This window comes from Pseudoalteromonas sp. OF5H-5, assembly GCF_021530695.1.
In the GTDB taxonomy this organism is placed as follows: domain Bacteria; phylum Pseudomonadota; class Gammaproteobacteria; order Enterobacterales; family Alteromonadaceae; genus Pseudoalteromonas.
The window spans coordinates 1-21,955 of the sequence record NZ_JAKGBF010000032.1 but is presented as its reverse complement, the minus strand read 5'-3'; the positions used below and the strand labels follow the sequence as shown (position 1 = coordinate 21,955).

Here is a 21,955-nt window from a genome sequence, read left to right as displayed (position 1 = left end):
GAGGCTTAACCATACAACGCCAAAGTGGTTTACTAGAATTGTTCCAGACAATTCCTAGCATGACCTCCATCCATGGAGGCCTTAGCTAACAGAAGTTAATAGACTAAAGTAGACAAAAGAATTTAATAGCTTTTTCCGGATTTAAGAATTAAACAAGGTGACCAACCTCAGCGGTATCGCGAAATCGGTTCACCTTGCGCAAATGGAATGGTCGTGCGATGCACGATGTCATTAAACATTTGCACCCAGTTTTCCTGGTGACTATAGCGTTTTGGACCCACCTGACCCCATGCCGAACTCAGAAGTGAAACAAAACAGCGTCGATGATAGTGTGGATCACCCATGTGAAAGTAGAACATCGCCAGGGCCAAATTTAATATAAAAATAAGAACTAAAAAACAGTATTTTCCTGATGACCATAGCGTTTTGGAACCACCTGACCCCATGCCGAACTCAGAAGTGAAACAAAACAGCGTCGATGATAGTGTGGATTACCCATGTGAAAGTAGAACATCGTCAGGGCCCAATTAAAGAAACCCATTACATTAATGTAATGGGTTTTTTGCATTTTTAGTTCAATACATCGCGAGATAAACTCGCTCCCACTTCTACATAAGCACAGTGCGACGTGATAGGCGGTTTACCCGCCGATTTGTATGCATACACATCCAAGTCGAAAACGCTGAAGGCTTTCCCAATCTACAAAGTGATCACCTTCTCGAGATAAACTCGCTCTCACTACAGCATAAGCAAAGTGCAATATGGTAGGAGGTGGTTTATCCACCGATTTGTATATCTATACGTCTAGAATATGCTACTTTCCTTTAGGTACCTAAAGAAGGAGAATTAGCAAATCAAAGTGGCAGTGAAATTGTAAATTTACAACCTCGGTTTAGCTTGCTTGATACGCTAATATTTCCTTTTAATAATTTAACGAGCTCGTTTGTGATCGCAAGGCCTAGCCCTGCATTGTGTTTGCGGTTACTTAGGCTATTTTTGGCCTGAAAGCTAGCGTCGAATATATAGGGAAGATCAGCGGCGCTTATCCCAATGCCAGTATCATTAACACTCACTAAAGCAATATCTTGTTGCTGCTGTAATGTGAGCTGTATTTCGCCACCAGCATCAGTATGTCTGATAGCGTTATCGATGAGGTTTGATAAAATCCTGTCTAATTTCCCGATATCACTGTATACACTAACTTCGCTTGCTTTCGGGCTTATTGAGATGGTTATTCCGCGCCGTTTAGCTTGCAATGTAAATTTAGCCGCAACGTCATACATAAGTTCAAGTAGATTAAAGGGCTCAATATGAAGTTTGGTATGTCCAGCTTCTAGATGGGCGAGTTCAAAAATTTGCGCGATAAGATGATTGAGCTGATTTATATTTTTGCTGGCAATTTTGATGTGTGAAACGATATTTGTGTCACTCGTTTGTTTTTCTATCAGTTCGATGTAACCTTTAAGCGAGGCAAGTGGTGTGCGGAGATCGTGGCTTAGCTGTGAAAGTAGTTCTTTACGTTGTTCATCTTTGAGGTTAAGTGTGGTTAATTGCTGCTGAATTTTATCCAGCATAGCATTGACGCTGCGACCCAGCTGATGGATCTCATCATGTTCTTCGGGCCAATTTATTTGAGCATCACGACTAATATTAAACTGGTTTTGGCTGACATGATCTATATATTGAGTCAGTCTGGACACGGGCTTAGTGATTTTATTAAGTAGTAGCAGGACAACAACCAGCAAAAAGAACAAAGTGCCTAATAACCAACTTACACCAAGCATCACCTTGTCTGAATTTTTTAGTTGCTCAATAATGCTATCGTATTTTGATGAGCCGATGATGATATATAGATAACCCTGCAAAATATCTTGATTAAATACAGGGGCTACAGAGAAAATTTTACTGCCGTTAACGCTTCTCGGATCATCTCCAAATACAGGTAGTTGGCTATTGCTCTTTAGGAGTTTTTTTAAAGGGGTAACATCAATTTGCTGACGTTTAACCTCTCCAGGGGCGGCAGAGTAAGTTAATAACTTACCTTCAGGGGAGACGAAGTAAAACTCGAATGAGGGGCCTAAGATCATCAAGGTGTGAAATAGATTACTCAAACCGTCATAGTCGTACACTCCCTCTTTTATTAGGGGATTATCGTCAACAAGATGGGTTGCAAGTGCGAGGTGTAATTGTTGTTCTGCTTGAGACTTAGAGACTTGAGATAGCGCTTGGGTCCACCAAACAAAAATCGCTGCAATGACAACGAAAGTGACAAATAAGATCAGTGCGAGTTTTTTGTAGAGTGAGAGCTTCATACGCTTTGCCCGCAAAGAGAGGCTGAATTTAATTTGTAACCAACACCCCATACTGTTTCTATCACCGTATTATTTGAAATAGCTTCAAGCTTTGCCCTCAGACGATTAATATGGGAGTTAACGGTATGCTCGTATCCTGAGTGTTGGTAGCCCCATACTGATTCTAATAACTGGGTTCGAGAAAACACGTGATTTGGGTGTTTAGCAAAAAACTGCAGCAGCTCAAATTCGGTTGCAGTAAGGTCTAATCTAACATTAGCCAACGAAATTTCATGACAACAGGCATCGATAACTAAGTTTCCAACTGCAATTTTATCGCGTGGGAAGTCCGCATTTTCAGTCTGCATTGATTGCTTAAGTTGCCTGACATGACGTAGCTGCGCTTTCACCCTTGCTTGCAACTCTCTCGTATTAAAAGGCTTGCATATATAGTCGTCCGCACCAACTTCAAGTCCAATGATCCTATCGATATCGCTACTTTTTGAGGTGACGATGATGACACTACTCATAGGGTAAAGCGCCTTAAGCTCTCGACAAAGGGTTAGTCCATCCATATTAGGTAGCATTAAATCCAGTAAAATCACGGCAAAATCGTTCGCTTTAGCAGCCGATAATACTTGGCTGCCGTCGGCAACATGCGTTACCTCTAAAGCTAACTCCTCTAAATGCACTTGGAGCAATCTCGCTATGTCTAAGTCATCTTCAACTAGCAACACGGTTTCTAACATAAATAGCCCTTTATGAAAGCGCAAACGCCTATGGCAGACGTTTGCGCATAGGCTATTTAATTCTCTCGATAGTGACTGCAAGCAGCGGGTTATCAAATTTATGGATACTAGTGAGCGTTGAACTTTGGAGTCCATCATCACTACCAACTACACCACTGTGCATCGTCACCATGTTGTGATTATCGTTGCGCTCTGCGTTAAAGCCCTCACCGCTGTCTGCTGGGCCTGGTATGGTTCCCGCGGCTTCACTATTCAGCTCAGTGCCAGCATCGTAGGCAAGTGTTCGATACATTTGCACCTCACCTACGGGCAACGCAGAGACGTCTATAGCATTTAGACCGGAGAATCCATCATTGGTATTCACCATCATGGTTAATAGCGATAACTTAAGCTCAGAAAGGTCTGTAGTTTTGATGGAAAGGTTGGTTGTCGCACCGGGGCCTAAAGGTCCATCTGTTGAGACGGATGCTTGTGTCATCTCATCGGCTATAATATCGCTGTTATTTCCGCCCTCTGCAAGTTGCTCTAATGCTTCACTTGCTGGCATGCCGACAGTAAAGTAATGACCAGACTGATGAAGCAGCGCTGCAATTGGTGACATAGGCTGTGCGTGTGTAAGGTTCGTGATAGTGATGGCAAACTCATACTCAACTGGCTCCGGCTCAACCGGAGGCTCTGGCATCACCATATTATTGTCATTGTCTCCACATGCACTGAGTAGGAGCGCAGACATGGCAATTAATGCTAATTTCGCTTTCATAGCTCCCCCCTTATTTTACGGTTATTGTTACTTTTGCCACAGGATTTAACCAACGGTGCACGGTGTTATGCAGATCGCTATTACCGCCGACTTGCTCGTTGTCACCTACGTTGCCTCTGTGAATATGGACCATGGTATTTTCTTCACTTGCTGTGACGCCAGCTCCTTGAGTGCCAGGAGCCGCACCTGGCGATGCTGGGATCCCTAAAATACCGGGTGCACCAGAGCCTTCGACAACTAATTCATTATTCGCTTCAGTACCTGCATCATAGGCATTAAGGTAAACTTCATAGGTGCCGGCAGCGCTTGGAATAGGCCACGCATTTAATCCTACAAATCCATCATTGGTAGGAAGTAGCATCGCCACAATTGAAAGATGCGTATTTCCTTCACTCGTTGATATCATCGCCATTGTAGAGCCTGCGGGTGCAAGTAGCCCCTCAGCTGGGTTGGCGACCATATTGGCGTTTGAGCTTTCGAGGATTTGTCCTAAAGCTGAAATGTCACCGCCTTCGGCCATGGCTTGCAATGCTTCAGAAGCTTGCTCGCCGAGTTTAAAAAGAGCGGTATCTTGATTATGAGCAGCCACCAGTAAAGGCGTATAGTAAATACCGTGAGTGAGGTTAGTGATTTTTACTTCAAGGTCTTGTGCCAGCGCAGCGCTTGATAAACACGTTGCGACTAATGTTGTCAGGATTTTTGCTTTCATGATGTACTCTTCTTATTAGGATTAACAGTCTCCTTATCATGGCCGCAAGATATTGAGATAGGCTCACGGAGTTATCACGTTTTTATCACAAAAGCGTAGAATACTTATCACAGGGCTCAGAGCAGCTAGGATTAACTTGAAATACGCCTGAACGGTTCTTGTTGATCGAAAACTATCAATTAGTTCTGCAAGGTAGGGATAATGAGGAGTAAAAAACTCCTCGTTACTAGAGAAGCGGGTTAGGGCTTATCGAAATAACTGAGGTTGACGCCAAGCACACTATTGGCATCAGCAAGCGTTACTTTGTCTTTAGTGTTTGGCGAAAAGTTAGGATCGATATATTCCATAATCATTTCATTAGCAATTTTTCGATAGGCGATTTGTATTGCTTCTGAAGAGCTACAGCCTTGGTCTGTTTCAAAGACTTTGCTTAGTGGCGCTAAGCCAAACCCTTTTTGTAGCACTAAATCTGTCGAACGTAATGCACCTTCTACCCAGCCCTGATAATCAGAGTAAGCTTCACCGCAGGTAAATAGATTTGGCAACGGCTCTACTAAACCTTCGATGACGTCTTTATCATTCGCTCCAATCGCCCATTGATGTACACCAAAACCAAATTGAAGATTTTCAGGGACATTGAAATTCACATTCCCTTCCCAAATTCGAGCGCTTGTGAGGGTGGGCTGTGGAACATAATGTGTATTAAAAATGTCTTTAAAGAATTGTGTCGCTTGTCGTACAACCGCTTCCGAGGCTGGAAATATATCACTGGGAATAGATTCAACGAGTTCCGACTCACGAGGGTGATGATAAAGCTCACCTTTATTTTGCAGTGCACTCCAAAAATTAATATTTAAATAATCACAGTAAATAGTCAATGCGGCTGGGCGACTGTATTTAGCTGCTTCTATCCCTTCGAGTTTGTGTTGGGTTTCAGAGTTAGGCTCGGCATGACGCTCGTTATACATAAGCGCGGCTGCGAGTTCATCATCTAAAGCATAAAAGGGATAAACAGAACCTGTTGGTAAATCGGCAAAGTTAGGTCCAAAGCTGACAGCTGGGCGGCCTGTCATGCCGGTTCCCCACCATGCAGTGTCGTAATATAAATTAATCTTCAGGAGCGGTTGGTTGCTTGTGCTTTGCAATGTATCCCATAACGCATCGCGCCGCTGCTTTGGTAGCTGTTTGAATACATCTGACGCTATGAACAACTTTTCAAGCGCGAGCCTTGGCAGCCCTAAAATAAGCTTTTCGGCTTTAAATGTTCCTTCGCTTATCTGTCCGTCTTGCTCGGTTTTGGTGTACTTAAGTACATAAAGATTGTCTGCTTTATCAAAGGCGATGCTATCGATGCTCGTTTGCAGGTAAATCTTCTCTTTACCTATTTTATCCACCAGCGCGTTTGGCAGGGTGCTAAAGCCGTCTTTAAAGGTTCTAAATTCGACATCTGCAGGAAAGTCTTCCAAAAGCTGATAGGCAACCCCCGCATTCATTTTCGATAAGAAGGTGCCATTAAAGCCCAAAACACGATACAGCATGGTGATACATTCTTGGCTATAACCCATATCAGTGAGTAAATCCCACAAAGACCAATTATATAGCGGTTCACCTTGCCATTGACATTGCAGACGGAAATCCTGCCAAAACTCTGGACCGCGAACCTCTGGCCTTGAATCGAACTGTGGATTCACTTGCAAGATACGATTAAAAACAACATTAATAATGTCTTTGGGATTAACACCTTGTTCGTTTGGGTCGAGGTTATAAAGTGCCGACCAAATATGATAGTCGTCTTGTTCAGCATCGTTTACCGAAAAGCTGGTACCGCGAAAGTAGAGCCGGTTATTGCCGCCGCTATTCATGGGGAACGGGACTATCTGATCTTCTAGGCCTAACTTTAGAAAGAGGGCCATTAGGTCATCCATACCCTCAAATAGAAACCGCATACCACCTTGTTCTTCTTTGACTGTAATGGTGCTGTCAGGCTTTGCTCCTGCGCGGTTATCTCTGAAATGGATAAGATCTGAGTCCAATCTTCCACCTGTGCGGTTGCTGCGCTCAAAAATGGCGAAGTCATCAACGTCTGTTTCGCACTGTAATCGCCAAGCGCTATACAAACCAGACATGCCAGCCCCTATCACTGCGACTTTGACTGCTTCTGGAATGGGTTTTTGACTAATGTCTGTACCTATTTTGTAGTGAGTCATGTGAGTTCCTTAGTCGACGATGTCTCACACTTTTGAGGCTGACTGCTTTTATACCAATTGGTATTACTTCCTAGCTCGCTAAGTGATCTTTAACGTATTTATGCACTCCAACCTGTTGAGTGCACTTTCCAAAAATTTGTTGCAACAAGCCAAGTATTGTTTTCTCAACTTGATGCAAAACCCAGTTACTACTTTAGTACACTAGTTAAGTTTGTGTTAATTTTTGAGGTGGTTTTTGCCAAGTGTTTATCTAAAAAGTACGAATGGCATGAATTTAATAAGTTTTTATTCTCGGCTGAACATTAATTTGAGAGATGGAACACATTTGTTCCATACCGACTAAGTCTTTTAGTGTTCAAAGAGTTTAGCCAACAATGATATGGGGTAAGAAACGGCTAAGATCTTGGGTGATCAGACTTTTATCTTCACGGACACCAATTCCAACTGCTTTATCACCGACAATCCATGAGCCGATGAGCGTATTGAAGCCTGCAAATTTGGGTAAAGGTGAGTAAGCTTGATAAATATAACCTTCTTCGCCATATCCACCTGCAGACTGTGCAAACAGCTGTTGATCTTTTCGGATCTCAATATTCGCGCCTTCACGAGAAAATAGCGGCTTCTTCACATAGCCGGACTCGCTGCTTGCAATTTTATGCTTGTCCTGTTCAAAGTATGCCGGTAACAGATTTGGGTGATTGGGAAAGATTTGCCATAGCAAAGGTAAGATTGCTTTATTAGATAAAATCGCTTTCCAAACAGGCTCTAGCCATTGCACTTTTGCTTCCGATAATTGTTCGCTATATTCATCTTGAAACATAAATTCCCATGGGTATAGCTTAAACATCCATTGGATTTTTGAATCATCAAGGTCGACAAAGTGTTGGTTATCAAATCCGATATCTTCGATAAAAACTTGTTTCGTTTTGAGTCCAGCTTCCATCGCGCAACTGCGCATATATTGAATGGTGCCCAAGTCGTCAAAGCTTTCTTTGCAGCAAGAAAAGTGTAGGGGAGCACCACGGTAGCATTTATGCAGTTGATAAAAGCGCTCTATCAGCGCTTCTTGAAGGTCATTTAATTGATCCGCATTACGTGGTAACTTACCGGCTTTTACCTGTTCTTCAAGCCACTACCAGTAATCCGTTTCGAATAAGCTGGTGGGCGTGTCGAAATTGGCCTCCAGCAATTGGCCTCCAGCAGCTTGGCTGGTGACTTTCCATCGTAACTAAAATCAAAGCGACCATAGAGCGCTTGGTCTCGATGACGCCATGAGCGAGTCACTAATTCCCATTGAGACTCAGGATTAGCAAACGGTTGCAGAAGAGACTCGTCATTACACACTAAATCGACAAGGTGTAAGCGCATTTGGTGGAGTTCGTCACTTGGATCTTCCAAGTCTTGCTCAATTTGCTTTAACGTAAATTGATAATATGCACTTTCGTCTCAATACTTTTCACCATACATAGTATGAAGCTCAAAGCCGTGGGCTTTTGCTTGTTCACGCCAGTGTGGGTGTTCATCAACAGAAATTCTTAACATAAGTGTAAAATCGATCCGTCTAATATCAATTAGCTTAATTAAGCGAATTGGTATTAATCATCATCGTAGGTGAGCTGCTCTAGCTCGCGATGAAGTATATCATCATCTCCCAGGTTAAGTTCAATAAGGCGCTTTAAATGCGTCACACTATCGAGATCGATTTGGCGGCAATGTACACCTAGATGACCTTCTTCAACGTGACGAACCTCTACCTCCATTGTAATTTGAATATCACTACCAGGTAGATAAAAGTTTAAACTTGCAGGGTCGTTTTTAAGTGGCACATAGCCATCGGGCAGGGTGAGTAACGCGCCATTGAGCGACAAATCCAAGATTTCGCAGCTAAAATCACCGCTTGAGGCCATAAACTGTGCCTCGTTTGAAAAAATAACTCTGGAAAAACGTCGACGTTCTTTCATTACTGATCCTAATAGTCCGTATAGGTAAAGAATAGCTTATATCATTGTGCTCGCTACTAACAATGACAATAAATTACGCCGCTTGGATGGGATTGCTACTGCAATTTGATTTGCGACTTGCCTCCACAGTGCGGCATGAATAAAGCTAAGCAAGTATTAAAAAATAAAAAAGGCTCCTAACGAAGAGCCTTAGATTATCTATCGTCGATAGACTAGGGCCTGTTGACCTTTGCTGTTTGATTTTTGTTCTTCTGAGTGTGTTTTGGTCGCGACGCTCGACTTGCCGCCTAGTAATCTAGGCAAAAGTTGAGCAACAATGAACAAAGCGCACTCAGGTCAACCCAAAGGGCAGCGCTTGATTGGCATTTCTACTGCGTTATCGCCAGACTTACGTAGAATGACTACGCTACGCTGGCTCTGCCTTGTATAAATACCAATCAAACTGCTGCAAAAACAAACTTGAAAGATCAACAGGCCCTAATGTTTTAATTATTAGCCAATCTTCTTATATTTGATACGTTTAGGCTCTGCCGCCTCAGCACCAAAGGTCTTCTTCAACCATTCTTCGTATTCAGTGTAGTTGCCGTCAAAGAAGTTGATTTGGCCTTCATCACGGTAGTCTAGAATGTGGGTCGCGATACGGTCTAGGAACCAACGGTCGTGCGAGATACACATAACGCAGCCCGGGAATTCTAAAATCGCATTTTCTAGGGCTCGTAACGTTTCAACGTCTAGATCGTTGGTTGGTTCATCCAGCAACAGTACGTTACCGCCTGCTTTTAGTAGTTTTGCTAAGTGCAGACGATTGCGCTCACCACCAGACAGCTCTTTTACAAACTTTTGTTGGTCATTGCCCTTAAAGTTAAAGCGGCCAACATAGGCGCGGCTTGGTACTTCAAAGTTACCAATTTTAAGAATGTCTTGGCCGTTAGAGATCTCTTGGAATACGGTGTTATTACCGTCCATGTCATCACGGAACTGTTCAACAGTGGCGATTTCAACCGTTTCACCAATAGTGATGTTACCACTATCTGGCTGCTCTTGACCGCTTAGCATTCTAAACAGCGTTGACTTACCCGCGCCGTTTGCACCGATGATCCCAACAATTGCACCTTTAGGTACGTTGAAGTTCAAATCGTCAATCAACAATCTGTCACCGAAGCTCTTACGTAAGTTGCTCACTTCAATCACTTGGTCGCCTAAGCGAGGACCAGGTGGAATGAATAGCTCGTTGGTTTCGTTACGCTTTTGATAGTCGTTTTGCTGAAGCTCGGTAAACTGCGCCATACGTGCTTTAGACTTAGCTTGACGACCTTTTGGATTTGAGCGTACCCATTCAAGTTCTTTTTCAATCGACTTCTGGCGTGCTTTCTCTGATTTTTCTTCTTGCTTCAAACGTGCATCTTTTTGCTCAAGCCATGAAGAATAGTTACCTTCCCACGGAATACCATGGCCACGGTCAAGCTCTAAAATCCAGCCTGCTACATTATCTAGGAAGTAGCGGTCGTGGGTGATCGCTACCACTGTGCCCTCGTAGTCATGAAGGAAGCGCTCCAACCACGCAACCGACTCGGCATCTAAGTGGTTAGTCGGTTCGTCAAGAAGCAGCATATCTGGCTTTTCAAGTAACAGGCGGCAGATAGCAACACGGCGTCTTTCACCACCTGATAGGTGCTCAATTTTCGCATCCCATTCTGGTAAACGAAGCGCATCGGCAGCGCGCTCAAGCGCATTATCTAGGTTGTGACCGTCATGTGCTTGGATGATAGCTTCTAATTCGCCTTGCTCTTTAGCTAGCGCATCAAAGTCAGCGTCTTCCATCGCGTACTCTGCGTACACTTCGTCTAATCGATTCAGGGCGCGTTTTACTTCGCCAACTGCTTCTTCAATCGTTTCACGAACGGTTTTGCTTTCGTCTAGTACAGGTTCCTGCGGTAGGTAACCGATCTTAGTACCAGGTTGCGGACGTGCCTCGCCCTCGAATTCGTTATCCACACCCGCCATAATGCGAAGTAAGGTCGATTTACCTGCACCATTAAGGCCTAAAACACCAATTTTAGCGCCCGGGAAAAAGCATAAAGAAATATCTTTCAGAATAGTGCGCTTAGGTGGCACAACTTTGCTCACCCGCGACATGGTATAAATATATTGAGCCATGAGTTTCCAATCTCTTTTTTAAGTTAGATGTATTTTAGAGAAAGCCTTCCTGTGCTGCAATGTTGTGGACTACATGATATAAAAAATATAAGTTCCTTCGCTAATTAACTTGAGTTGTGGATAGTTAATACCTTTCTAGCAGTCAGCTCCAGTGCAAATGGTGTTTAACTACTAACCAATAGCTATATTGGTTAGCAAATTCGCCTTGCTTATAGGAAGTTGGCACCATAGCGAGAGCAGGATGCGGAAGCGGTGTTTTCCCTAAAATTCTCTGGTTAGACAAGGAGGTAAATTAAGTTGTACTTTAACAACAATGAGTTAGAACATTCCCTGTCCAAATCTTAGATTAAGCAAAATATTTTCGTGTTTAAGTTGTAATTCGATGTAATGGTCTAAGTCAGAAATAGCTTCTACACTGCAGTAATGCTTCATGAATTGAACCACTGCAAAAAGGATTACAACATGTCACATCACTGCAATCAAAATCCCATTGTTTCAGCTGCCATATACCCACCCATAGGTGTAATGCGGGTTGGTAACAGCCCAGATGAATTTTTTATTGGCCCAGAGGTCGATACCGCCATTCCAAGAGATATGAATTACTATCGCGATAGCACGGGAGCGTTGAAGCGCCAAGCCGCGCGTTTTCGTATTTATGGATTGGACGCCGAGGGCAACATCGTTAAAGAACTCACTTGCGACGATGGCGCTTCTATCATTTGGCATGCTCGCTTGGCTAATCAAAAAGCATCTTGGTATGAGTTTCAATTAGCGTTGGATATTCCAGAGGCGATGGAGGCCGAGCCGAGTTTACTGCGCAACCTCAATGTAAACGACCGTAACAGCTTGCTCATTGATGGTGGTGCGCAGCAGATCAGTGGTATTGCTTCTGGGTGTGGTTGTAGTCGCTTTGAAGGATGCTTTGCTGGTAAAAAAGTGTACTTAGGCGAAATGCGTACCGATGACAAGGGCCGCTTACTTATGCTTGGTGGACACGGGGTGTCAGAAAATCCTCAAGGCCACGAGGCGATCACGTTCGGTAATAATGAAGGCTGGTACGACGATACTTCGGACGGCCCTGTAACTGCTGAGGTGAAATATCAAGGCAAAGCACTTGATGTGAAACCTGCATGGGTTATTTGTGCGCCACCAGATTACGCACCAATGCAAAAATCTCCGCGAACCATGTGGGATTTAATGCGCCAGGTTGCAGTTGATGCCAAGATACTACCAGCACCTGAAGGTAACCCCTCCTTTAGTAAAGACATTCTGCCAATTTTCCAAAGGTTAACCGATTTACAATGGGTTAATGCGGGATTTGCCGCAGGGTTTGGCTGGAATAGCCCCTTTGATTTTACTTCAGAGACTTGGATCTGCCGTTTAAATGACAACTCACGCACATGGCAAGAAGCAAGACGTAATCTCTTTAATAACTTTAGACAGATAGAAAAAGTCACCACAGCGGATGAAAAACATAGTTGGGATCCTAAATTTGCTGCTACCGCACCGCAGCTGTGGCCTTGGTTGTACGGTGATGCGATGAGTGTAGATGCCGATGACTCGCCAAGGCAGTTTGTCACGCTGACAGAAATTCAGTTGAATATGTTACAGCAGTGGTCGAATGGCGAATTTGATTCTGATTACGACCCTTGTTATCGCCCCCCAACCAGCATTGATGAAATTCCGGTTGCTGAGCAACCAGAGATGTTAACTAAAGCGGCGATGGAGTTCTGTTTAGCGGATGCTTTCCATCCTGGATGTGAAATGACTTGGCCAATGCGTACAGCGGGCATGTATAGCGAGGCTTTCCGTCTTAAGCATTCAGAAGATACTGCACCGACCCACGGCACCAATTATGGCGTGGAAATGACATCAGAAATCGCGCTGCATTCGAGCGGCCCATTAAAAACGGGGCAGGTTGCTGGTGGCATTACGCGTTGGATGGCCATTCCTTGGCAAACAGATACCGCGAGTTGTCGCGATGGCTACAATGAAGCTTACGACCCTTATTTACCGACCTTTTGGCCTGCACGAGTGCCAAATAATATGCTTAGCGAGCAAAATTATCACAGGGTAGTTGATGAAACTAGGCCATTTGCAGAGCGACAAGCAGCATTTAATGACCGGGAGCTGTGGCTAAACGATTTGCCGATAGGCCCTTCAACTAACTATATTGAGCAGATCAACAGTATGATCACTGGGTTTGGTCAATTGGCGGTGGTATTACCGAAGACAGAAAAAGGCGTAACAGGTTTTCCAACCACCATGCAAGTAGGGTTAACACCAGTCAAAGCTGATCACAAAGCAGAAAAACTGCTGACAGCAAGTCGTAATGAAAGCATGCGAGATTGTCGTCCTGATTTGTCACAAACCGACAAAGCACACCGCCGGAATCGCAAATAATAAGGGCTAATATGGCTGAAAGGAAATCGGATATTGTAATTGTAGGTGCAGGCATTGCAGGATGCATTGCTGCACTTGCCTTGCATCCTCACTACCAGGTGATAGTAGTCGATAAGCTCGCCGCAGCTAAAGACAAAGTGGGCGAGTGTTTACCGCCAGCGGCGTCTAGAATTCTCAAAAAGCTTAATTTGTTGCACTTACTACAAAGCCCGGAACATCTCACTTGTCACGGTATGATTTCGTTTTGGGGTAGTGAATCGCCTACCATAGTGGATAACGTTAAAAACCCCGATGGTTTGGGATGGCACATTCATCGGCAGCATTTTGAACAGCAGCTTCGTGATCAATTAGTGCTTCGTGGTATCCCTTTGTTATCTTCTACAAAGCTTACTGAGGTGGTGCAAACACAATCAAGTTGGCAAGTTAGGGTTGAAGGCCGCGACACTGACATGTCTATCACGACAACACTGCTTATTGATGCCACCGGTCGCGCCTGTCATCTGGCGAGGCGACTCGGTGCAAAACTACAACAGTTTGATAAGCAAATGGCACTGTGGCTTACCGCAGAGGTTGCCACGACGAAACAGTTTGCGGTGATAAGCGATGAAGAAAATGGCTGGTGGTATAGTGCGCCGAGCGCGGCATGCTCTTCACTCGATCCTAATATGCAGCCTCGGGTGTTTTCTTGGCAGGCTTGCGCTGATGCGATCAAAAAGTGCAACATCACCAACGCTCGAGATTTTTTAGCCAAAGTAAAGCAGGTGAGGGGATTTAACACCTTAGTGGACTTGGTGAATATAGAAACAGCATACCTGCGCCCAATGGTAAGTGCAAATTCGGCCCGTTTGGATAGTTGCGCAGCAAAAGGCTGGTATGCGGTGGGTGATGCGAGCATGAGCTTTGATCCGCTCTCTTCGCAAGGTATGTTGCATGCCATGACCAGCAGCATGCAACTTGCGGATATGCTGCTGTTGCACGGTACGGATTACAAACATGGCGCAAAACTATATCAGTCGCAAATGGATAGAGTGTGGATGCGCTACCTTGAGCATCGACAGCACTTTTACGAGGGCTCAAAGTTAATCGGTTAACACTTATTATTACTTGTTTGGACTAAAGCAAAGTTTGAATCGAAAGAATGCGGCAACATCTATAGTGGTGAAACCAATACCATTGCCGCTGGCTGTCAGTTGATTGCGATGCTTAAAATGTCTGAATAAATGTCGCTTAGAAGTGGCGGTGAATACTCACCTATTCGCTGCCGCCAATGGAAGCTGAATATGAGCAATTGCGCCTTGTGCATCCTTACGATTGTTTAAGCTCAGTTTTCCGTTATGCTGTTCAACGATATTTTTAGCTAAGATGAGCCCAATCCCTTTACCCGCTGCTTTAGTGGTGTAAAAAGGTACAAATAGGTTGTCAGCGTTCTTTATGCCATGCCCTTCATCGAGTACTTCAATACCTGCGAATTTATGATTGTGATATGCTTTGACGCAAACAGCATTGCGCTCACATCCAGCTTCCAAGGCATTTTTAATCAGGTTTACAAGTGCCTGCTCAAGTAAGCTTTGATCAATTTGTAGCGTAAAGTCCTGTTCAATGGTTAATCTCACGCGATTGTCAAAAAGCCCTACGAGCGGCGTTAGTAAGTCACTTATGGATATCGCTTCTATATGAAGTTGATGCTGTTTTGCAACGCTTGCATAGCGATTAACAAATGACATCAGGCCATCGCTGCGCTGCACAATCACGCCAAGCGCTTGTTCAAAATCGGCTTGATTTTCTTGCGTGGTGGGAATTTCTATCAAGGTTTGAGCAAGTGACTTAATCGGCGAGAGAGAATTATGAATTTCGTGGCTGAGCACTCTGATCATTTTTTGCCAAGCGTCGCGCTGAGCTTGACTGACAACCGCTTGCACATCGGTTAGGATCACCAAGTGCGCCTGCATGCCTGCAATGGTAAGTTCGCTATAGCGAAGTTGCCACTCATCACCTAAGGTGGGGTGGTTAAAGTGCCAATGACCACGATGATACTCAAGGCTAAACTTATGCGCTTTTAATAAACGCTGGCTTTGCCATGGTTTGCCAATCCAATTTGAGAAGGCTTCATTGGCATGCACCAGTGCAGTGTCGTTATCGAAAATCGCGATGGGGCTGGGCAGTTGTTCAATGAGTCTGAACAGTAATATGGCCTGGTGGTCTCGCTCTGATTTGAATGATTGCAGCTGCTGACATAATTGCTGTGTTTCTTGCAGCAAACTGTGAAGAATTCCCGAGCTGTCAGAGGTGTAAAAGCGCTGCCCATACTCTTCGTTTTTAATCGCCTCTATGGTGGTTGAGAGGTGATAAAAAGGTTGTATCAGGCGCTGTTTAAAATGATATAACAGCAGTGCGAGCGGACAAAGGACAAGGATAAAGTAGGTGATAACACTGAGTGTTGAGACCTCAAGGGTGACCATAAAAAAAGCGCTGATCACGGTGAACAGCAACCAAATAATCAGGCAAAAAATCTCGATAGTCTGTTCAAAGTTAGGCTTTTTCATAGGCAAGCTCATCGTGTTTTGATATCAAACTTATCAAGGCGACGATATAGGGCACTTTTACTGATCCCAAGTAAAACAGCAGCATCTTCCACATTATCATGGCATTGGCACAGCGCCATTTTAATCAACTTTTGCTCGGCTTGATCTAGCGTCATCATTTCAGGCTCACTCTGCTCTGTGGTTACCACAGATTTTAAAGAAAGCGCGCTTTCTTCAATTTCAGTGCCATCACACAGTAAAATCGCACGTTCCATCATATGGCTAAGTTCACGGATATTACCCGGGAATGCGTAACTTTGTAGTCTTGTTTTCGCTGCATGAGACAAAGGTTTTACGTCTAATTCATAGGCCGTTGCGTGCTTTTGAATAAAAAAGTCGGCCAGTGGAACTATCTCAGTGCGACGCAAGCGCAGTGGTGGGATCTCAAACTCCATTGTATTTAGTCTGAAATACAGGTCACTACGAAATTGACTTGCTTGTTGTTGCGACTCTAAATCTGCATTAGTTGCGCTAATGATTCTACAGCTTGCATGCTGCGTTTTGCTCGAGCCAACAGCTTCATATTCCCCTGTTTCTAATACTCGTAGTAGCTTCGCTTGTTGAGGCTCTGTGAGTGTGCCTACCTCATCCAAAAACAAAGTCCCTTGCTCAGCCATTGAGAAACGACCTTGTCTATCCTGTTTAGCGTCAGTAAACGCACCTTTCACATGGCCAAACATTTCGCTTTCAAACAGTGACTCTGGAATGGCCGCCATATTGGTGCTCACAAAGTTGCCTGTGATGTTACTTTGCTGGTGGATGTAGCTGGCAATTTGTGATTTTCCCGTACCATTTTCCCCTCTAAGCAATATATTCGCTTTGGTTTTGGCAATGCGATCAAGTTGGCTTTTTAGCGCTTGCATCGTAGGGCTTAACCAGAGTAACGCATCAGCATGGTCTACATTTGGCGCTATTTTAGCTGTGGTTAGTAGGGGGGAAGCCGATTGTTGTTTTGCAGTGATTTGCTTTAGCCCTAAATGCTTTTTCACCATCATTACTACAGCGTGGTTGTCCCAAGGCTTGGCAAAAAAGTCTTTGGCGCCGCGCTGCATGGCTTCGACGGCGAGTTCGACGCTAGACCAAGCGGTCATCGCAATAAAGGTTGCGCTACTTTGGCTTGCATACTGACTCAAAAAAGCGAGACCTTCATCGCCGGATGTCGTATCGAGCTCATAGTTCATGTCTAGCAGTACAATATCAATGTCGTGCGCATTGAGCTGCTTAGCGGCACAATCAAGACTACTACTTTGGAAAATGGTAAAACCGTGGTTTTTTAGTAAAAACTGTAAGCTAAGGCGGATATCGGCCTTGTCATCAACGATTAAAATTGAACCTTGCATAGTGTGTTGTAGGCAAAGAGCGTTTACACGCCACGCTTTGCCTACGCATTCCTGTTGTTATTAACTTATTCGTTTCTTAGCGCTTTAATGGGATCTTGCCTTATCACCCTTTGCACAGGTAAATAGCTTGCGATGAGCGCAATCAGCAGCATGATAGGGATTGTCACGATAACAGCGAACCAGCTCACGGAAATAGCTGTTGTACTTATCTTTGTCAGTATCCCATATCCGATTGCAACGGTTAATGCACTCACTCCAAGGCCAATCATTACCGGTGTTAGACTCTGCTTGAGCACTTGTGCTATCAGTTTGTGTGTATGTGCGCCCAACGACAAGTGAATGCCAAGCTCATAGCGACGGATTTGTACGCTGTAGTTGAGCACGCCGTAGATCCCAGCGCCAGCTAGGCTTAAGGTAAGGGCTAATAGAGCGACAGTCAACATTGCTTGCAGCCAAGTTTGTCTTAACCTCTGGGTTAGCATGCCATCTACAGGCTCAAAAAAAGCAAAGTTTAGACTCGGATGAATGACCTTGAGAGCATGAGTTAATTGGACTTTTGACAGTGCAGAATTCCCCTTGATAATAAAAGATGTGCTGCCTTCAGTGACAGGCAAGTAATAGCGCTCTAAGGTATAGCCTCGGTTGCCCGTAGGTACGTAAATATCACTCACAACCCCAACCACTTTTCTTGGCACCTCTCTGTCAGCATAGAGGGTTTGACCGATTGGATTTTCATCTTTGTACAAACGCTTAGCGAGTGAGGCCGAGAGAATTATTTCATTGTTGTCTGAGCCTGAGGCCATGATCGGTGTAAACCGGCTTCCTTGCTCAAGTGGTAGTGAAAGCGCAGTGAAACCGTCTTCGTCGTAAAAGGACAAACTGACGATACCGATCAGCGCAATATTTTGGTCATACAAATAATTTTGCCATCCCATTTGCAAAGGCGAAGCATAACTTGCCGATATCGATGTGATGCTCGCTTGATTGGCTAAAAGCTGTTTGATTTGCTTGCCAAGCTCAAAGTTATCGATTTCTGTGGCACTACCATCGATACGGACATAGTACAAATGCTCAGTATCAAACCCTGTGGGATGAGTCATTTGCGCGTATGCGGGAATTAATTTGTTGGCTGCAAGAAAGAGTAAAATACTGGCAAAGCATACTTGTAATGCCACCAACACTTGACGAGTACGCTTGGAAATTTGCGCGCCAGTGCCTTTACCGCTGCTGTGTAGCGCATCTGTCAGGGCATGATAGTTTACTTGTTTGCTGGTAAACCAGGCGATGAGTAGCGCTATTATCAGACTCAGTGCACAAGCAACCACTATGGTCGGCCAGTCCAGAGTTAAGCCCTGCATGCGACTAAATAAATAGCTCAAGTCGTTTGCTAACCAAACATTCAACCACTCGGCAAGCAATAATCCGAGTATAGTAGCTGCCCCCACTAACAGGACGCTTTCGCAAAACATACTGACAAAAATGTGAGTAGGCTTTGCCCCCAGTGCCGCTTGAATTGCCATGGTGCGCTGTTTTTGCGCAGCCCTTGAGAGAAATAAATTAACCACATTGGTCAGGGCAATGAGCACCAAAACCGCAGCTGAGAACAACAAGGTAATGGCGAGCTCATCACTTCGTGCAACTATTTTGTCGCGCAGTGGTGTAAACTGAGCGCCAATTCGCGTGTTAGGCGCTACGTTTTCACGGGATTGGTAAAGCGTGTTAATCTGTTCGCCCAGCGCATGATTCATCTGCTCAATGTTTACACCCGCTTTCAGTCGAGCGATACCGTTAAACTGGCTACTGATGTTATTCCAGTGCGAGCTGGTGGTGACAGGCTCCGGAAAGCTACTAAAGCCGCTAACGGGAAAGCCACCAAAGATCTCAGGCACTTCAAACGCTTCTCCCGTTACTCCGATAATTTGATAGCGTTCACGATCTATGGAGGTGTAGCTACCAACGATATCTGGATCGGCATTAAAGTGCGTTATCCAAGACTGGTAACTCAGGACTAAAACTTTTTGTTCATCGCTGACGCCTTCGTCTTGTTTTAGCGTGCGACCAAGATGCAGTGGCGTGCCTAACAACTCAAAGAATTCGGGAGTCACTCGAATAATGTCTACCGTGGGCATATCCTTAATGTCCATAAAACGAGATGATACCAAGTGCATCATCGTCATTTTGTCGATAAATTGCTTATCTTGATATAGTCGAAACTGGGTGGAGAGCAGTTGGAATCCATATTGGGTTTCTCCATTAATGGTTTCGCTTTGATCGGTCACCCACAGCTTATCTGCATCAGGGTAGGGGAGCGGTTGCGTGATCAATCTATGGTTGATATTAATCACTACAGTTAGCGCTGCTAAGGTTAATGCTAGGGTGACAAGTACGGTAAGACTAAATCCCGGAAGCTTCCTCAGATTTGACAGTGCGAGCTTAAATTCCTCTTTTATCATCCCACCATCTCCAAATTCATTTCATCCACCATCACCCCATCTAACAAGAACAGTTTACGTTTTGCCATGTCTGCATATCTCGGGTCGTGGGTAACCATACACATGGTTGTGCCTTGGGCGTTTAGGTCGCTCAGCATGTTCATTACGGCATCGCCATTTTTTGAGTCCAAGTTTCCTGTAGGTTCGTCAATAAGCAGAATATCTGGCTGATTGGCGAGTGCACGGGCGATGGCGATACGTTGCTGCTGTCCGCCTGACAGTTGATTGGGCTTATGTTCTGCTCTGTGGGTCATTTGTACTAACTCCAAGCAAGTCATTACCCGTTCTTTTAACGCAGTACTTGAAAGAGCGGTGCTACTGTACTTGATAGGTAAGGCGATATTGTCAAAGACGTTCAATTCATCAATGAGATTAAATGACTGAAACACAAAGCCAATATGTTTATTTCTCAGTGTGGCTCTTTGGTTGACGTCAAGGTTACTGACATCGTTACCCGCAATTGTGTAGGTACCGGTGCTTTGGCTGTCTAATAAACCAAGAATATTTAGAAGTGTTGATTTGCCGCAGCCCGATGGGCCTGAAATTGACAGATATTCGCCCTGAGTTACATTGAGGTTTACACCACGCAATGCCAGTGTTTCCATCCCGCCGAGGACAAACTTTTTAGTGATGTTTTTAAGTTCAATAACGTGTTTATTATTCATTGTTCTTCCTTTGGTTTGTTATTTGCTCAAAGTCACTACGGGTGTGTCGGCATAAGATGCCATATCTGACAAAATAAACTGCTGATTTGTCGAAGCGCCACTGAGCAGTTGAATGTGCTGTGACGTTTCTGCGCCATAGTGTACTTGAATTGCACGGGCTTGTTGTTTTTCTTTATCAACAAGATATAAGGTTGCTTGACTATAAGGTTTTGCACCGACGGGTTTGTCGATGAACAGTGCGGAACTCAATTTGTCGATAGAGACTTTCCCCTCAATATTTAGCTCGGGGCGAGCACTCGCGGGCAGACTTTTAGGCAGTGTCACCTCAACTTCAATATTGCCATTTTGTACCATTGGATTAATGCGCGACACTTGGCCTTCAATTAAGTCGTTACGGGTATTGATGCTCACATGCTGAGCCAGCTTTATTTGCTGGGCATAGGCTTGTGGGATCTGTAATTGCGCATATAAATCAGTGGTGCTGCCAACTAACACCAATTGAGTGCCAAGAGAGACACTTTGTCCAAGTTCCACATGAAGTTGCTGCAATACTCCTTTGATCCCAGCCCGTACAGTGAGCTTATTCACCCTATCTTGCACCAATAAAAATGCTTCATTACTGGCATCAATATTTGACTGCGCAAGCTGCAGGTTGGCTTTGTGTAAGGTCTGCAATTGTGATATTCGCTGTTGTTCAATATTAATGCGGCGTTTCAGCTGGCGATGGGTAAGTACCGCGCGTTGGTAGTCGAGTTTAGAAACAACCCCATCTTCAACCAACTCTCCTTGAGCGGTAACCTCCAGCTCGGCACTTTCTAACTCAGATCTCAGAATTTCCAAATCCGCCTGATGAGACAGCAGTTCTCGTTGTTGATTGATATCGAGCTGTAAATATTGGTCTTGCGATTGCGCCAAACTGCGTTTGGCATCTTTTAAAGATTGGGCCAAATTTGCATCTTGTAACTTCATAATGATGCTGTCGGGGTTAACTTGTGCACCTGGGCGCAACACAATTTCTTCAACCGTGGCATCGCTCGCGGCACTTATCAAACGCGGCGTTTTCGATTTAAGCTGACCATATCCAGATACACTGACCTCTAAATCTCCTTGCTGGACCTCCGCAATCCAGGTTTTTGCCACAGGCAAAGATGCCTGCGCTGAGGGCTGTATTAGCAGCCATATAATAACTACGGCGAAAATGGTTCCGCCAACAGCCCACAACCAGTTAACCTTGTTGCGCTTTTTATGTTCGACTTGTATATCCATGTTGATATCTCTGGTGGAATAAAGGTTGTTATTACTCAGTAGATAACAAGTCGCATGCCAAAAAGTTAATCAACTGAAATTATTGGTTTTTTTCTTTTGTCTGTTTGCAGGGAAGGAGTGCTTTTTGCGGTTTCGAAAATAAAAATTGTGGTTTTGGGATGAGTAAAATAAGTCTTTTGTTGAATTTATGTAATTTTTTGTTGCGATTTTTCTCGTGGTCTGGTTTTATTTAGGTTAGAACAAAATGTAAGGATAACTAGGAATTATGAAAAGTATTTCCTCTTTTATGAAGCATGATCATATTATTGAAGAAGCTTTGAAATGGCTATATGAAGATGGTGCAAAAGCTGCTCATATAAGTGGTCCGACAGGG

General features: G+C 44.3%; 14 protein-coding genes, 2 rRNA genes and 1 pseudogene. 4 read left to right on the top strand and 13 right to left on the bottom strand.

Annotated elements, in window-relative coordinates; genetic code table 11:
• Positions 1-253 precede the first annotated feature (253 nt).
• Both rrf (L1271_RS24140) and rrf (L1271_RS24135) read left to right on the top strand, forming a co-directional pair.
• Positions 254-367: ribosomal RNA gene (gene rrf / locus L1271_RS24140) — 5S ribosomal RNA — on the top strand.
• A 41-nt stretch (positions 368-408) separates the two neighbouring features.
• Positions 409-522, top strand: a 5S ribosomal RNA gene (rrf, locus tag L1271_RS24135).
• 332 nt (positions 523-854) lie between these two features.
• Here rrf (L1271_RS24135) and L1271_RS24130 read toward each other — a convergent pair.
• The 8 genes and pseudogenes from L1271_RS24130 to ettA form a co-directional block, all read right to left on the bottom strand.
• Positions 855-2,312 (bottom strand): sensor histidine kinase, encoded by a 1,458-nt coding sequence (locus tag L1271_RS24130; protein ID WP_235368991.1) that lies wholly within the window; start codon positions 2,310-2,312, stop codon positions 855-857.
• Positions 2,309-3,040, bottom strand: a complete 732-nt coding sequence (locus tag L1271_RS24125; protein ID WP_102056367.1) for a response regulator transcription factor — start codon at positions 3,038-3,040, stop codon at positions 2,309-2,311. Before L1271_RS24125 ends, L1271_RS24130 begins: the two co-directional genes overlap by 4 nt.
• Positions 3,041-3,092: 52 nt before the next feature.
• Positions 3,093-3,800 (bottom strand): spondin domain-containing protein, encoded by a 708-nt coding sequence (locus L1271_RS24120; protein WP_102056368.1) that lies wholly within the window; start codon positions 3,798-3,800, stop codon positions 3,093-3,095.
• 10 nt (positions 3,801-3,810) lie between these two features.
• Positions 3,811-4,509 carry a spondin domain-containing protein gene (locus tag L1271_RS24115; protein ID WP_235368990.1) on the bottom strand — a complete coding sequence of 233 codons (699 nt, stop codon included), beginning with the start codon at positions 4,507-4,509 and terminating at the stop codon, positions 3,811-3,813.
• Positions 4,510-4,748: 239 nt separating this feature from the next.
• Positions 4,749-6,716 (bottom strand): FAD-dependent L-amino acid oxidase, encoded by a 1,968-nt coding sequence (locus L1271_RS24110; protein ID WP_235368989.1) that lies wholly within the window; start codon positions 6,714-6,716, stop codon positions 4,749-4,751.
• A gap of 364 nt (positions 6,717-7,080) precedes the next feature.
• A pseudogene (locus tag L1271_RS24105) lies at positions 7,081-8,126 on the bottom strand (glutathionylspermidine synthase family protein).
• A 185-nt stretch (positions 8,127-8,311) separates the two neighbouring features.
• Positions 8,312-8,677 (bottom strand): PilZ domain-containing protein, encoded by a 366-nt coding sequence (locus L1271_RS24100; RefSeq protein WP_010378318.1) that lies wholly within the window; start codon positions 8,675-8,677, stop codon positions 8,312-8,314.
• Positions 8,678-9,169: 492 nt separating this feature from the next.
• Positions 9,170-10,834 carry an energy-dependent translational throttle protein EttA gene (ettA, locus tag L1271_RS24090; protein ID WP_010604458.1) on the bottom strand — a complete coding sequence of 555 codons (1,665 nt, stop codon included), beginning with the start codon at positions 10,832-10,834 and terminating at the stop codon, positions 9,170-9,172.
• A 462-nt stretch (positions 10,835-11,296) separates the two neighbouring features.
• On the opposite strand from ettA, the gene L1271_RS24085 reads away from it, so the two are divergent.
• Together L1271_RS24085 and L1271_RS24080 are read left to right on the top strand one after the other, a co-directional pair.
• The gene (locus L1271_RS24085) at positions 11,297-13,237 is read left to right on the top strand and encodes a LodA/GoxA family CTQ-dependent oxidase (protein WP_235368988.1); all 1,941 of its coding nucleotides are present in this window, start codon (positions 11,297-11,299) and stop codon (positions 13,235-13,237) included.
• Between the two features lie 11 nt (positions 13,238-13,248).
• A complete protein-coding gene (locus L1271_RS24080; protein WP_235368987.1) occupies positions 13,249-14,328 on the top strand; it encodes an NAD(P)/FAD-dependent oxidoreductase in 1,080 nt (359 codons plus the stop codon).
• 156 nt (positions 14,329-14,484) lie between these two features.
• Here the strand turns inward: L1271_RS24080 and L1271_RS24075 are convergent, their stop codons facing one another.
• The 5 genes from L1271_RS24075 to L1271_RS24055 form a co-directional block, all read right to left on the bottom strand.
• Entirely contained in the window at positions 14,485-15,780 is a 1,296-nt protein-coding gene (locus L1271_RS24075) for a sensor histidine kinase (RefSeq protein WP_235368986.1), read from the bottom strand.
• Between the two features lie 8 nt (positions 15,781-15,788).
• Positions 15,789-17,159: a sigma-54-dependent transcriptional regulator gene (locus tag L1271_RS24070; protein ID WP_235368985.1), complete on the bottom strand. Its 1,371-nt coding sequence runs from the start codon at positions 17,157-17,159 to the stop codon at positions 15,789-15,791.
• A 65-nt stretch (positions 17,160-17,224) separates the two neighbouring features.
• Entirely contained in the window at positions 17,225-19,612 is a 2,388-nt protein-coding gene (locus tag L1271_RS24065) for an FtsX-like permease family protein (protein ID WP_235368984.1), read from the bottom strand.
• Positions 19,609-20,316, bottom strand: a complete 708-nt coding sequence (locus L1271_RS24060) for an ABC transporter ATP-binding protein (RefSeq protein ID WP_235368983.1) — start codon at positions 20,314-20,316, stop codon at positions 19,609-19,611. Before L1271_RS24060 ends, L1271_RS24065 begins: the two co-directional genes overlap by 4 nt.
• 18 nt (positions 20,317-20,334) lie before the next feature.
• Entirely contained in the window at positions 20,335-21,582 is a 1,248-nt protein-coding gene (locus tag L1271_RS24055) for an efflux RND transporter periplasmic adaptor subunit (protein ID WP_235368982.1), read from the bottom strand.
• Between the last annotated feature and the right edge of the window lie 373 nt (positions 21,583-21,955).